The sequence below is a fragment of the Kaistella gelatinilytica genome (assembly GCF_015679325.1).
Classification (GTDB): Bacteria; Bacteroidota; Bacteroidia; order Flavobacteriales; family Weeksellaceae; genus Kaistella; species Kaistella gelatinilytica.
Genome location: NZ_JADPVI010000002.1, coordinates 387,801 through 403,519, shown reverse-complemented (window position 1 = coordinate 403,519; position 15,719 = coordinate 387,801). Strand labels below are relative to the sequence as shown.

At 36.3% G+C, this 15,719-nt stretch carries 8 protein-coding genes; 5 read left to right on the top strand and 3 right to left on the bottom strand.

The window, feature by feature from the left end:
* Positions 1–94: 94 nt before the first annotated feature.
* Entirely contained in the window at positions 95–922 is an 828-nt protein-coding gene (locus IV494_RS09010) for an alpha/beta fold hydrolase (protein ID WP_196079827.1), read from the bottom strand.
* A gap of 514 nt (positions 923–1,436) precedes the next feature.
* Between IV494_RS09010 and rpoB the strand changes: the two genes are divergently transcribed.
* The 5 genes from rpoB (at position 1,437) to IV494_RS08985 (ending at position 12,431) form a co-directional block, all read left to right on the top strand.
* On the top strand, positions 1,437–5,264 hold the full coding sequence (rpoB, locus tag IV494_RS09005; protein ID WP_196079826.1) for a DNA-directed RNA polymerase subunit beta: 3,828 nt from the start codon (positions 1,437–1,439) through the stop codon (positions 5,262–5,264).
* Between the two features lie 82 nt (positions 5,265–5,346).
* Positions 5,347–9,612 carry a DNA-directed RNA polymerase subunit beta' gene (gene rpoC, locus IV494_RS09000; RefSeq protein WP_196079825.1) on the top strand — a complete coding sequence of 1,422 codons (4,266 nt, stop codon included), beginning with the start codon at positions 5,347–5,349 and terminating at the stop codon, positions 9,610–9,612.
* Positions 9,613–9,858: 246 nt separating this feature from the next.
* Complete coding sequence (locus tag IV494_RS08995; RefSeq protein ID WP_039353067.1) at positions 9,859–10,170, top strand: DUF3467 domain-containing protein; 312 nt, start codon at positions 9,859–9,861, stop codon at positions 10,168–10,170.
* A gap of 550 nt (positions 10,171–10,720) precedes the next feature.
* Positions 10,721–11,938, top strand: a complete 1,218-nt coding sequence (locus tag IV494_RS08990) for a hypothetical protein (protein WP_196079824.1) — start codon at positions 10,721–10,723, stop codon at positions 11,936–11,938.
* Positions 11,939–12,149: 211 nt separating this feature from the next.
* Positions 12,150–12,431 carry a DUF427 domain-containing protein gene (locus IV494_RS08985; protein ID WP_196079823.1) on the top strand — a complete coding sequence of 94 codons (282 nt, stop codon included), beginning with the start codon at positions 12,150–12,152 and terminating at the stop codon, positions 12,429–12,431.
* 142 nt (positions 12,432–12,573) lie between these two features.
* On the opposite strand, the gene IV494_RS08980 is transcribed toward IV494_RS08985, so the two are convergent.
* Together IV494_RS08980 and IV494_RS08975 are read right to left on the bottom strand one after the other, a co-directional pair.
* Positions 12,574–14,688, bottom strand: coding sequence for a helix-turn-helix domain-containing protein (locus IV494_RS08980; protein WP_196079822.1), 2,115 nt, complete (start codon positions 14,686–14,688; stop codon positions 12,574–12,576).
* 95 nt (positions 14,689–14,783) lie between these two features.
* Positions 14,784–15,707 (bottom strand): LysR family transcriptional regulator, encoded by a 924-nt coding sequence (locus tag IV494_RS08975; protein ID WP_196079821.1) that lies wholly within the window; start codon positions 15,705–15,707, stop codon positions 14,784–14,786.
* Between the last annotated feature and the right edge of the window lie 12 nt (positions 15,708–15,719).

Below are 15,719 nucleotides of genomic sequence, written 5' to 3'. Positions count from 1 at the left end.
AAATAATCAAAAACCGGCTTCAATTGAAGCCGGTTTTTTTAATTAGTAAACCCAAAAAAAATTTTTAATAGGCTTTCCTGATGTTAAGGTCAAATTAATTCTTCAAAAAATCAACCAGGATTTTATTTAATTCATCTGCATGCGTCACATTCAAACCATGTGGCGCATCTTTTATTATTTTAAAAACATTTTTTGAAATTCCTTCTGCAGCTTGTTTTCCCGCAGTTTCAATAGGAACAATTTGATCTGCGTCCCCATGAACGATCAAGGTTTTTACAGTTACATTTTTTAATTCTGGTCTAAAATCTGTTCCTGCCCAACTTTCTGCGGTTTTTATCGTTGCAAGAGGAGATGCATGAGAGGAAATACTCCAGTCATAATGCAATTGCTGCTCACTTACAGAATGTTTCAACAAGCCAAAATTGTAGAAGTTTTTATGAAATCCTGCCAGAAAGGTCACCCGATCTTTTTTAACCTGCTGCAAAATTCCCATCAGATCTTTTTCCGGAACACCCGCTGGATTGTCATCTGTCTGTTTAACAATAGGAATAATAGAAGAGATTAAAGCGACCTTATCTATATTTTCTGATCCGTACTTTGTCAGATAGCGAACTACTTCTCCACCACCCATTGAGAATCCGAACAGAATTACATTTTTAAGTTCAAGCTCAGTAATAATTTCATGCAAGTCTGCAGTTAAGCCGTCATAATCGTAACCGGTAGATGAAACCGATGACTTCCCGAAACCTTTCCTGTCGTATGCAATGACTCTAAAACCTGTTTCGACAAGTACAGGAATCTGTAATTCCCAGGATTTACTGCTTAATGGCCAACCGTGAATTAAAATGATCGGCTGTCCTGAACCGAACTCTTCATAATAAAATTGTTGGCTTTTGTCATTTTTTGATTGAATATATGGCATTTTTTAAATTTTTATTGGTAATATTACAATCAAGATTTACGCCACCAGGTTTTTAGGGACAATCTTACAGAATTTCCTAATCTCAAATCAGTAAATGTCTGATTTCTTGTATTATAATTTTCGTTATCAAACAAATAGTCGTACATTTGCAGTCCTGTTTGAAGCCAATTATCATATTATCTATTGAAAATCAATAACTTACTCTTTTATTTATTTAAAAGGGTTTTGTCGTTTTCTCACCAGATATTTATAATACCCTTCTTTCAGAAAAAATATTTTGCACTACCCCGTGAAAAGATATACCGGTGTTGCAGTTAGGACTCAGATAAGAGACTAGTAGACAAAAGATAAACGACTTTAAAATATTGTGCAACGAAAGATGAGGCTTCAAACACCATTCAATTTTTTAAGCAAAATATTTAAGTTGAGCATCTTAAAGTCTATTAACTTAAACTCTAAATCCTGATATTTTTTAAACAAAATATTTTTTAACCCTTCATTCTTAAAAATTTTTATGAGTAAATCTAAAGCAGTCGCTAAAACTCAGGGAAACGAAAGAATCAACTTTTCCGTAGCTAAAGGAAAAATTGAAACTCCTGACTTTTTGGACATTCAGATCCAATCTTTCAAAGGTTTTTTCCAGTTGGATACCCTTCCGGAGCAGAGATTAAACGAATCTCTTTACAAAACCTTTCAAGAAAATTTTCCAATCACCGATTCTCGAAACAATTTCGTTTTAGAATTTTTGGATTATCTGGTAGATTCCCCACGTTACTCTATTGACGAGTGTGTGGAAAGAGGTTTAACTTATTCAGTTCCTCTGAAAGCGAGACTTAAATTGTATTGTACTGACCCTGAACATGAAGATTTTCAGACGGTTGTACAAGACGTATATTTAGGTCCGATTCCTTATATGACGCCTTCTGGATCATTTATTATTAATGGTGCCGAACGTGTTATTGTAACCCAGTTGCACAGATCTCCGGGGGTGTTTTTTGGTCAAACTTACCACGCCAACGGAACGAAATTGTATTATTCCAGAATTATCCCTTTCAAAGGATCTTGGATGGAATTTACAACCGATATCAACAACGTAATGTACGCTTACATCGACCGTAAGAAAAAATTACCGTTGACAACGCTGTTAAGAGCGATTGGATACGAATCTGATAAAGACATTCTTCAGATTTTTGACCTTGCCGAAGAAGTGAAAGTTTCTAAAGCAGCGTTGAAAAAAGTAGAAGGCCGTACTTTGGCTGCGAGAGTTTTGAACACCTGGTTCGAAGATTTCGTTGACGAAGATACTGGTGAAGTAGTTTCTATTGAAAGAAATGAAATCATCTTAGATAGAGAAACTGTTCTTGAAAAAGAACATTTAGACCTTATTCTTGATGCTGGTGTGAAATCTATTTTGATCCACAAAGAAAACAGCCACGAATTCTCTATTATTCAGAATACCTTACAAAAAGATCCAACCAACTCTGAAAAAGAAGCGGTTGAATATATTTATCGTCAGTTGCGTAACGCAGATCCACCCGATGAAGAAACAGCAAGAGGAATTATCGAAAAATTATTCTTCTCTGAGCAACGTTATTCATTAGGAGAAGTTGGTCGTTACAGATTGAACAAAAAATTAGGATTAAATATTCCTGCGAAAACTGAAGTTTTAACCAAAGAAGATATCATCTCGATCGTAAGACATTTGATCGAATTGGTAAACGCTAAAGCGGAAGTTGATGATATTGATCACTTGTCAAACAGACGTATTAAGACTGTTGGTGAGCAATTATCAGGACAGTTTGGAGTAGGTCTTTCCAGAATTGCAAGAACGATCCGTGAGAGAATGAACGTTAGAGATAACGAGATCTTTACTCCGATCGACTTGGTAAACGCAAAAACTTTAACCTCTGTAATTAATTCATTCTTCGGAACGAATCAATTATCTCAGTTCATGGATCAAACCAATCCATTATCAGAAATCACGCACAAGCGTCGACTTTCTGCTCTAGGACCTGGTGGACTTTCAAGAGAAAGAGCAGGTTTTGAGGTACGTGACGTTCACCATACGCACTACGGAAGAATTTGTCCGATAGAAACTCCAGAGGGACCAAATATTGGTTTGATTTCTTCTTTAGGAATTTATGCAAAAATTAACACTTTAGGTTTCATCGAAACGCCTTATAGAAAAGTAAACAACGGTAAAGTTGATCTTAAAACTGCTGCTATTTTCTTGAATGCTGAAGATGAAGAAGATAAAGTAATTGCACAGGCAAACGTTGAGATGCTTGATGATGGTACTATTTCTACGGATAGAGTTATTGCTCGTCTTGACGGTGATTATCCAGTAGTTGAGCCACAACAGGTAGATTTAATTGATGTTGCACCAAATCAGATTTCTGGTATTTCTGCTTCATTGATTCCTTTCCTGGAACATGATGATGCGAATAGAGCGTTGATGGGATCGAATATGATGCGTCAAGCAGTTCCATTGTTGAAACCAGAAGCTCCGATTGTTGGAACTGGTTTAGAAAAACAAGTTGCGAGTGACTCCAGAATTTTAATTAATGCTGAAGGAAACGGAACGGTAGAATATGTTGATGCGGTAAAAATTACCATTAAATATGAAAGAAGTGAAGACAGCGATCTTGTATCGTTTGACTCTGCAACGAAATCGTATAAATTAACCAAATTCCGTAAGACCAATCAGGGAACGACCATTACTTTGAGACCAAACGTAAGAGTAGGTGATAAAGTAGTAAAAGGACAGGTTCTTTGTGATGGTTATGCAACTGAAAACGGAGAATTGGCACTTGGACGTAACTTAGTTGTTGCCTTCATGCCTTGGAAAGGTTACAACTTTGAGGATGCGATCGTTATTAACGAAAAAGTAGTTCGCGAAGACTGGTTTACTTCGATCCACGTTGATGAATATTCTTTGGAAGTTCGGGATACCAAATTGGGTATGGAAGAATTAACAGCAGATATTCCAAACGTTTCAGAAGAAGCAACAAAAGATTTAGATGAGAACGGAATGATCAGAATTGGAGCCGATGTAAAACCTGGGGACATTATGATTGGGAAGATTACTCCAAAAGGAGAATCAGATCCAACTCCGGAAGAAAAATTATTGAGAGCGATTTTTGGAGACAAAGCCGGAGACGTAAAAGATGCTTCATTGAAAGCTGATTCATCGTTGAGAGGAGTTGTCATCAACAAAAAATTATTCTCAAGAAATATCAAAGACAAAAAGAAAAGATCTGAGGAGAAATTGAAATTAGAAGAGATCGAAAATACCTACAAAGGTAAAAATGATGACCTTCGAAATCTGCTTCTTGAAAAATTAGGAACACTTGTAAACGGTAAAACGTCTCAAGGAGTTAATAATGATCTTGATGAAGAAATCATCGGAAAAGGGGTGAAATTTACTACAAAATTACTTCAATCTGTTGAAGATTATGTAAATGTAAGTGGAGCAGACTGGACGGTTGATGCTGAAAGAAATGAGTTGATCAAACAATTGATCCACAACTTCAAAATTAAGTCTAATGACTTGAACGGTGTTAAAAACCGGGAGAAGTTTGCAATCTCTATCGGTGATGAACTACCTGCAGGAATCATCAAATTAGCGAAAGTATATGTTGCTAAAAAACGTAAACTGAACGTTGGTGATAAAATGGCGGGTCGTCACGGTAACAAAGGGATTGTATCAAGAATTGTACGTGAAGAAGACATGCCGTTCCTTGAAGATGGAACTCCGGTTGATATCGTATTGAATCCACTGGGTGTACCTTCCCGTATGAACATTGGTCAGATCTACGAAACCGTTCTTGGATGGGCTGGTAAAAAATTAGGTTTAAAATTCGCAACGCCGATTTTCGATGGTGCTAATATTGACCAAATTACAGAATATACCAAGCAAGCGAATCTTCCGGAATTTGGTAGCACTTATCTTTATGATGGTGGTACTGGGGAAAGATTCTCTCAACCTGCAACCGTTGGAATCATTTACATGTTGAAATTAGGACACATGGTTGATGATAAAATGCACGCACGTTCAATCGGACCTTATTCATTGATTACGCAGCAACCTTTGGGTGGTAAAGCGCAGTTTGGTGGACAAAGATTTGGTGAGATGGAGGTTTGGGCATTGGAAGCATTTGGTGCTTCGAATATCCTTAGAGAAATCTTAACTGTGAAATCCGATGACGTGATTGGTAGAGCTAAAACGTATGAAGCAATTGCAAAAGGAGAAGCAATGCCTGAACCAGGTATTCCGGAATCCTTCAATGTATTGTTACATGAGTTACAAGGACTTGGTCTTGATGTAAGACTGGAAGAATAATTTTAAGTTTTAAATTAAAAGTTTTGAATGTTTCATTCAGAAAAAAATCTAAAATCTAAAATCTTAATCTAAAATCTAACAAATGTCAAATAAAAATAAAACAAGTAATTTTACTAAAATTACGATCGGTCTTGCTTCTCCGGAAAATATCCTACAGGATTCCCGTGGTGAAGTTCTAAAGCCCGAAACAATTAATTACCGTACGCACAAGCCGGAAAGAGATGGTCTTTTCTGCGAGAAAATTTTCGGTCCTGTAAAGGATTACGAATGTGCATGTGGGAAATACAAAAGAATCCGATACAAAGGAATCGTTTGTGACCGTTGTGGAGTAGAAGTTACTGAGAAAAAAGTGCGTAGAGAAAGAATCGGACATATTGGTTTGGTTGTTCCTGTAGCTCACATTTGGTACTTCCGTTCTTTACCGAACAAAATTGGTTACATGTTAGGATTGCCTTCAAAGAAACTCGACATGATCATTTATTATGAAAGATATGTCGTGATTCAGCAAGGTATCGCAAAAAGAGCCGATGGTGCTGATTTCGATGATAAAGAATTTTTAACAGAAGAAGAATATCTTGATATTTTAGAAACGCTTCCTGCTGAAAATCAATATCTTGATGATTCCGATCCGAACAAATTCATCGCCAAAATGGGTGCTGAAGCGGTTGAGCAATTATTAAGCAGAATCGATCTTGATGCATTGTCTTTCGATTTACGTCACAAAGCACACAACGAATCTTCTAAACAAAGAAGAACGGAAGCATTGAAAAGACTAAACGTGGTAGAAGCAATCAGAGGTGCAAATACCAGAATGGTTAACCGTCCTGAATGGATGATTATGCGTGTTCTTCCAGTTATACCACCAGAATTGAGACCATTGGTTCCATTGGATGGAGGTCGTTTTGCAACTTCAGATTTAAATGATCTTTACCGTCGTGTAATCATCAGAAATAACCGTTTGAAAAGACTTTTGGAAATTAAAGCTCCTGAAGTGATCTTAAGAAACGAAAAAAGAATGTTGCAGGAATCTGTAGATTCATTATTCGATAACACAAGAAAATCATCAGCGGTAAAATCTGAATCAAACAGACCATTGAAATCACTTTCAGATTCATTGAAAGGAAAGCAAGGTCGTTTCCGTCAAAATTTACTTGGAAAGCGTGTGGATTATTCAGCACGTTCCGTAATTGTTGTAGGACCAAACTTGAAATTGCACGAATGTGGAATTCCAAAAGATATGGCGGCAGAATTGTACAAACCGTTTATCATTAGAAAACTAATTGAAAGAGGAATTGTAAAAACGGTAAAGTCTGCAAAAAGAATCATCGACAGAAAAGAACCTGTTGTTTATGATATCTTAGAAGGTATTATGAAAGGTCACCCTGTACTTTTGAACAGAGCACCTACTTTGCACAGACTTGGGATCCAGGCATTCCAGCCAAAAATGATCGAAGGAAAAGCAATTCAACTTCACCCATTGGTTACAACTGCATTTAATGCGGATTTTGATGGGGATCAAATGGCGGTACATTTACCTTTAGGACCGGAAGCGATTTTGGAAGCACAACTTCTAATGTTAGGTTCTCAGAATATCTTGAATCCTGCAAATGGATCTCCAATCACCGTTCCTTCTCAGGATATGGTTTTGGGTCTTTATTTCATGACCAAAGAATTAGCTTCAACAGAAGACAAGAAAGTATTAGGTGAAGGCTTAACTTTCTATTCTCCGGAAGAAGTAGAGATCGCTTATGCTGAAGGAATGGTAGCATTGAACGCAAAAGTAAGATGTAGATTGCCGATCAAAACAGAAGAAGGAATCGTTACTCAATTGACGGAAACGGTTGTAGGTAGAATTTTATTCAACCAGATCGTACCGAAAGAATCAGGTTACGTTAATGAACTTTTAACGAAGAAATCATTAAGAAACGTAATTGGACGCGTTCTGGCAGATACCGATTTCCCAACAACTGTTCGTTTCCTGGATGATATGAAAGATCTTGGATATGCAAATGCATTCAAAGGTGGACTATCATTTAGTTTAGGAGATATCGCAATTCCTGCTGAAAAGAAAGGAATGATTGCAACAGCAGTAGAAAATGTAGACGAAATTAAGGCCAACTATAACATGGGTCTTATTACAGATACTGAAAGATATAACCAGGTTATTGACGTTTGGACCAATACCAACGCAGGATTAACCGAGATGATCATGAGCAGAATGAAAACCGATCAAGGTGGGTTCAATTCAGTTTATATGATGCTTGATTCCGGAGCAAGGGGTTCCAAAGAGCAGATTCGTCAGCTTTCAGGAATGCGTGGATTGATGGCAAAACCTCAAAAAGCGGGTTCTACAGGAGCTGAGATTATTGAAAATCCAATTGTAGCGAACTTTAAAGAAGGTTTATCAATTTTGGAATACTTTATCTCTACTCACGGTGCTCGTAAAGGTCTTGCGGATACCGCTCTAAAAACTGCCGATGCTGGTTATTTGACCAGAAGATTGGTAGATGTTGCACAGGATGTGATCATTACTGAAAACGATTGTGGAACATTAAGAGGTACTGAAATTACGCCATTAAAGAAAAATGATGAGATCGTTGAAAGAATCTCTGAGCGTATTTTAGGTAGAGTTTCTCTTCACAATATTTATGATCCTGAAACGGATGAAATTATTGTTGAAGCAGATCAGTTGATTAACGAAGCTTTGGCTAAATTAGTTGAAGCAGCAGGAATCGATATGGTTGAAGCTCGTTCACCACTAGTTTGTGAAGCTAAAAAAGGAATCTGTGCGAAATGTTACGGACGTAACTTAGCAACAGGGAAACCAATTCACATGGGTGAAGCAGTAGGAGTTATCGCAGCACAATCCATTGGGGAACCGGGAACTCAGTTAACATTGAGAACTTTCCACCAAGGGGGAACTGCAAGTAATATTACCGAGAATCCATCGATTGTTGCAAGACGTGATGGTATCGTTGAAATGGATGAGGTTAGAACTGTAACTTCAGAAAATGAAGAAGGTAAAAAAGCTGAGATCTTAGTTTCACGTTCTACAGAATTCCGTTTGGTAGCAGACAATGCAGCGAGAACACCTTTAATGGTTGCCGTTGTACCTTATGGTTCTGAATTATTAGTGAAACCAGGTGATAAAGTGAAGAAAGGAGATACCATTGCGAAATGGGATCCATATAATGCGGTAATTATTGCAGAATCTGCTGGTAAAGTAGAGTATGAAGATATTATCCAAGGTATTTCATTCCAGTTGGAAATCGATGAGCAGACAGGTTTCGAGGAGAAAGTAATTTCTGAATCTCGTAACAAGAAAGCTGTACCAACGTTAAAAGTTGTTGATTCCAAAGGAGTAGAACAAAAAGCTTATAACCTTCCAGTCGGAGCCCACCTTATGGTAAACGACGGGGAGAAAATTAAGTCCGGTAAAGTAATGATCAAGATTCCACGTAAATCTGCAAAATCTGGAGATATTACAGGGGGTCTGCCAAGAGTTACCGAATTGTTCGAAGCGAGAAATCCTTCAAACCCAGCAGTCGTTACAGAAATCGATGGTGTTGTATCTTACGGAAAAATCAAAAGAGGAAACCGTGAGTTGATCGTTGAAGCAAAAACTGGAGAGATCTCTAAGTATTTGGTGAAACTGTCTAACCAGATCTTAGTGCAGGAAAATGACTTCGTAAGAGCAGGTTCCCCACTTTCTGATGGATCAATTACGCCAGATGATATCTTGAAAATTAAAGGACCAACTGCAGTTCAGGAATATATCGTTAACGAAATTCAAGAGGTTTACAGACTTCAGGGGGTGAAAATTGATGATAAACATTTCGAAATTATTGTTCGTCAGATGATGACCAAAGTTTCAATTGTTGATGGTGGAGACACTCATTTCTTAGAAGGAGCTTTAGAGCACAAATATGATTTCTTATTAGAAAACAACAGAGTGTTCGGCTTGAAAGTAGTTGTAGAAGCAGGTGATTCGAAAGAATTCAAACCTGGTCAAATGATTACTACGAAAGAATTAAGAGACGAAAATTCTAAACTGAAACGTGAAGATCTTGCGTTAGTAGAAGTTCGCGAAGCATTATCTGCAACGGCAACACCGGTATTGCAAGGTATTACTAGAGCGGCCCTACAAACCAAATCTTTCATGTCAGCAGCGTCGTTCCAGGAAACTACCAAAGTTTTGAACGAAGCAGCAGTTTCAGGGAAAGTCGATTACCTAAGCGGTCTGAAAGAAAACGTAATTGTAGGACACAGAATCCCTGCAGGAACGGGTCTTAAAGATTACCAAAACGTGATCGTCGGTTCTAAAAAAGAATTCGAAGACATTAATTAATACGAGTTTCGGGATGCGGGTTTCGAGTCAAATCAAAATCCGCATCACCTTAACTCAAACTATAAAAATATCAGTATCGAGCTATTACTAATAAATAGCGACCTTTGCTAAGTGAAACGCCTTTGCTTCCGTAATTTATTCGTAAGTAATAAGAATATCTTTGCGTTCCTGGCGTTAAAATAAAGTGGCAATTCAGTTCAGATATTAAAAAAACAAAAATTTATAATTAAAAAATATTTCAAAAAAATGGACAACAATCAAAATCAAAATCAGGATCCAAACAACATCAACATTCAACTAAACGAAATGATTGCTCAGGGAGTTTATTGCAACCTTGCATTGGTAAATCATTCTCCATCAGAATTCGTTGTAGATTTCATCCAGATGATGCCGGGAGTTCAACAGGCGAACGTAAGATCAAGAGTAATTCTTGCTCCACTTCACGCTAAAAGAGTAATGGCTGCATTGCAACAAAACTTAGCAAACTACGAACAACAATACGGCGAAATCAAAGAAATCGAGCCTTTCGTATTAGGACAAAATAACGTACAAGCGTAAATTGATCACTTTGTCAAAGTTTAAATCTTTGACAAAGTTTTACAAATAGAAATCCCGATTCATTCATTTGAATCGGGATTTTTTGTGACCCAATTAGAAGCAACACTATTTTCGCGCTCCCAAAAAGTCTTACGCGCTGTCCGCTCTATCTTTTTTACCTCGTCTGAAGACGAGGCAAAAAAGGATGCCGCTCCCATCACGGCTAGAATTTCTGGAGTTTTTATTAATTAAGGTTACCAGTATCATTCTCGGCTAGAAAAGTTTAGGAAAATAAGTAACATATGAGTTAATTTTTTAATTTTTTTGAGGTCACTCTATACGTTATTTCAGAATTTATAAGAATAAAAAAACCTCACTTTATTCAAGCAAGGTTTTCGATGTTTTAAAATATTAAACTTAATAAAAGCAGTATCACTTAATAAGTTGAAAATAGATTTAATTTCATCATTTGTGTTAGGGTGCAAATTTAAGATAAATTATAAAGCGTTTTTTGTACAATAGTGTACAAAATCCTGTTTATTATCGCTATATTTGATAAGGAAGTAATACTATGAATAAAGAAAATACAATTGTTGATCAGCTTCAGAAGAATGTGATGAGACAGTTCGGTAAGCAAATAAATACCGCGACAGATTGTATCAATTTAGCCAGTTTACTCACACAGAAATTTAATACGAACATCAGCGCACAAACGCTGCGACGGTTTTTTGCTTTGATAAAATCTACTTCAGAATCCAGTCAGTTTACCTTAGATCTTCTTTCAAAATTTTGTGGGTATGGAGATTTTAAGCATTTTAATCATTCTTACAGCAATACAGAATTGGAGCGATTTTTTGGAGATACGCACAATACCAAAGAAAATTATTGGGAAAAAAGTGAACAACTTTGTAAGCAAATCACAAATTCTGCAGAACTTTTGGTCACCACGCATCGTCGTCTCATGTCTTTTCCGATGGCCAGAAAATACTTCATCGAAAATCATCCTTCGCGAGACATGCTTTGCACTGTATATTCCCAGTATTTTTCGGCTTATCTGAAATTTAGTACAACCAACGAGGCAAAAATTTTCGCCTACGGATTTCTTTTCAAAAGTGCTTTCCTGCTTCAGAACAAAGAATTAATGGACTTATATATCAAAAAGGTGAAGGATACTGAACTCACCGAAGAGGTGTATCTAATTCCTGCAGGTTTAAAATATGGCGTTCAATTGCTTTACGCAGATTTTACAGGCAACGAATATTTGTTCAGAAAGTATTTTGCTGAAATGAAAAAGGTGAGATTACAGTATGTAGAAGCTTCAGAAAAGTCGGTCTGCAGCTTTGAGTATACGGTTTTAGAGTCGCTGATTTTCACGAACCGAACCAAAGAAATGAAATTTTTGATCGAGAATAATACTTTTCAAAAAGCCGGTGATAAATATTTTATTCCGTCCCAAAGAAAAAAAACACACGATGAAGTCTGGAAAATTCTTTGTGCAACCGCCTATCAGAAGATGGGTGATCAACAAAATAGCGATCTATATTTGAGTCAAGTGAATCTCGAGAATTTAGGGATTGGCTGGGAAAAATATTATTCGATCATGTATTATTTTGTGCTGTTAAAATCCGCCGATAAACCTGAACAAAATAATATTATTTCCAAACTGCAAATATTAGTTGACAGTACTTATTTCAGTTATTATGAAAATTTACTACGTGATTATCTGGAAGTTTTAGAAAGAGAGGATCAAAAATCCCCAGAAATAAAAAGATTAAAACAGATTGTTTGAATTTAGATAATGCTGAATCGTAGTTCTCTTTAGTACTGGTTAAAAATAGAAGATGAGCTACATGGAAAGTAGGCGATTCATTTAGATAGAGTTTTATCAATACGCCAAAATGGACTTTTAATTAGATAAAATCAATTGAACATTTCGGAATTTTAGAACTATTAGTTCTAAATTTATGATGGATAATTTTAACATTCAAATTTAAAGAAACATGAAAGCAATTTGGAACGGCAAGACAATAGCAGAAAGCAACAAAACGATTGTAGTAGAAAACAATCACTATTTCCCGGAAGACAGCATTAACAAAGATTTTTTTATACTAACCAATCATCACACGTCGTGTCCATGGAAAGGTCAGGCTTCGTACTATAATATTGAAGTTGACGATAAAAAGAATGAGAACGCCGCCTGGTTTTATCCAAGTCCAAAAGATGCGGCTATGAACATTAAAAATTATGTCGCTTTCTGGAAAGGAGTTGAAGTGAAAGAATAAGTTGCAATTATAATTCTCGCTTAAAATACAGAAATCCCGATTCATCAATTTGAATCGGGATTTTTCATTTATAAAGATTTTATTACTAATCACTTTTAAATTCTTTTCGCTTTCATCTGCTATCTTTTTTCTACTCAAAAAACTATTTCTTATAATTAAAATGATTCAGCAACAACCTTATTTCATTAAATTCAAATTCATTTGGCAAAACTCTTTTCCAGTCATTTAAGGTTTCATGGGAAGCTTTTTTAAATTCCTTTTCGAAGGTTTTAATTTTGTCTTTGTCAAAAATCCTTTTAATATCAAGCAAACCCTGTTCGGCGAACTTTGCTAAATGTCCGTAGATCGTTTCCGTAACCAAACCTCTTTCTTTCGCAATTTCAGGAATTGTTTTTCCATCTTCAAAGAGTTGAAAGGTCAAAATATGCGACGGGATTTTTGCGATTTTTGAACTTACCGGAACATCGATCGTTTTGTCAAAGAGTGGCGTTTCTAAGAGGTGAACGGCCTTCAGATCATTCAGGTAATCTTCGAGATCATCCAGAAATACACGGAAATCTTCGTTGTACTGCTTCAAACCTTTTACCCCTTTGCTTTCGGCATAAAACTCTTTTAATGGGCTAAAAACTTTTTCATTGATATTGCTGAAAAAGAAATTGACCGCGCCTTTCGCTTTGGTTTCAATTTCACTCCATTCTTCCTCACCTTCGATGAATTTATGCGTTTTCTGTTGAATAATTTTCTCGAATTTTTCAAAGATCTGTCCAAATTTTGCAACGTCAGGTTTTAAACTGCCGTAAACGAATTTGGCTTTGTCCTGATCCAGAAATTTGCTATATTTTGCACTGTTGTACCACATTTCGAGGGAGGCAGAAATCCATTTGCAATCTAATCGACTCGCAATTTTTTTGATGCTGTAATCGTATTTTTCGGTATTGAGAATTTCTTCAACCCGATCATTGGCATGCGTTTCATCCTGAAATTTAGAAACTCTTTTATCAGAGAAAATAACTTCAGGCGTAATTTTAGATTTTAAAACGATTCCTTCCAAAGTTCGGCACCGCGAAAGTGCTACGTAAACCTGTCCGGAAGCGAAAGATTTTCCGGCATCGATAATGAGACGGTCGAAAGTTAAACCTTGCGATTTATGAATCGTAACCGCCCACGCTAAACGAATTGGGAACTGTTTGAAACTTCCCAAAACTTCTTCCTGAATACTTTTATCTTCTCCCAAAGAATAGCGTTTTTGATCCCAGGTCTCTTTTTTAAGGTGGTAAATCTCATCTTCACCATCGATGATTACTGAAATTTCTTTTTCTCCGACTTCCACAACTTCAGCCAACTTTCCATTGAAATATCTTTTTTCTCCACTTGCATCATTTCGCAGAAACATAATTTGACAACCTTGTTTCAACTCTAAAACTTCCTCGTTTGGATATTGATTTTCATTAAAATTACCCGTAATCTCCGCTTTGTAGAAATAAGATTTTCCTTTAAGTTCTTTTAATTTTTTCAGATTGATTTCGTCCGCCATTCTGTTGTGCGAAGTCAGGTAAACATAAGGTTCATCGGTCGGTTCAAAATCTGGAATATATCTTTCGTTAAGCGTTTCAAAATCGATATCAGAAACGGCACCATCTCTAATTTCATTTAAGATCTCTAAGAATTTTTCATCTTTTTGGCGGTAAACGGTCGTTAATTCTAAAGTAATTAAAGGCAATTCCTTTAAAGCATAACTATCGAAAAAGAAAGGAGAATTGTAATATTGTTTTAGAACATATTCGTCGCGAACAACTGGTGGTAACTGATAAAGATCTCCAATAAATAACATTTGAACGCCTCCAAATTTCTGCTGATTTCGCCGAACCGAACGCAAAGAAAAATCCATCATATCCAAAACATCTGCACGAAGCATAGAAACTTCATCGATGATGATAATTTCTAGTTCTCGCAACAACTTCAGTTTGTCTTTTCTGTATTTGAAATGGTGCATCAGATCAGCGATATTATTCGCCGTATTGCTGTCAACTCTGTCCGTCGTTGGTAGAAAAGTTCTCAATGGAAGTCCAAACATCGAATGAATCGTAACGCCACCTGCATTGATCGCCGCGATTCCGGTTGGTGCAACAACGATATGTTTCTTGTTGGTTTTACTCACAAAATCATTCAGAAAAGTCGTTTTCCCGGTTCCGGCTTTTCCGGTAAGAAAAATACTGCGGTTCGTATGTTCGGCTAAGTTGAAGAGAGATTCGTTCATCGGTCAAATTTAAGAAAATTGGGTTGAATGAACCTAAAGTGTTTTTCTCCTCATGCAAATTGTTTTCTTAATGAGAATTCAAAAAATTTCAGTTTTCAATACAATTCAGACCACATAAATTTACTGTTCACAATGTTCGAGGTCTCCTTTTTCAGAAATTCTAAATAGGCAGCAGAAACCAAAGTTTGCTTTTTTCCTTTCAACCAGATCAAACTCCAGGTTGTTTTGATGGGCAATTCTTTAATGGGAATAATTTGTAATTCTTTTTTTTGTAATTCATTTTTAATCCCGATCAAAGGCATGATCGAATACCCTAAACCCGCTAATAATGATTGTTTTACTGCTTCATTGGAGGAAAGTTCCATTCTTTTGAGAACTGAAATATTATTTTCCGCAAAAAATTTCTCCATTGTTTGTCGTGTTCCCGAACCTTTTTCCCGAAAGATAAGAGGAAGATTTTCAAAAATTTCTTTCGTAGAACTTCCTCTTTTAATTTCTAAATCGCTGCTTCCAACCAGATATAATTTATTTTGAAGGAGATCTAATTTTTCAATGTTTTGAGTTGTTGGTAAAATAGAAACGAGCGCGAAATCCACCGAATTATTTTCCAGACTTTCTAAAACCTGGTATTTATTGGTGACATCCATATTCAGTTCGACGCCGGTATGTTCTTTTATAAATTCCGACAGAAAATAAGGCATCACATATTTTCCCGTTGAGACCACCGAAATTTTTAGTTTGCCTGTTAATCGGCCTTTATATGCTAAAGTCTTGTAATTGATCTCGTGAACTTGATTGATTATATTTTCTGCAGCTTCCGCAATTTCTTTTCCAAAATCGGTGATGTAAATTTTCCTTCCTACAACTTCTGTCAAAGGAATATCAAACTGATCCTGAAAATTTTTGAGCTGTATGGAAACTGCTGGTTGTGTCAAATAAAGTTCTTCCGAAGCTTTGGTAACGCTTTCGGTTTGTACGACTTTTAAAAAGATTCGAAGTTGGTTTAAAGTATAATTCATAAAAATTATTTA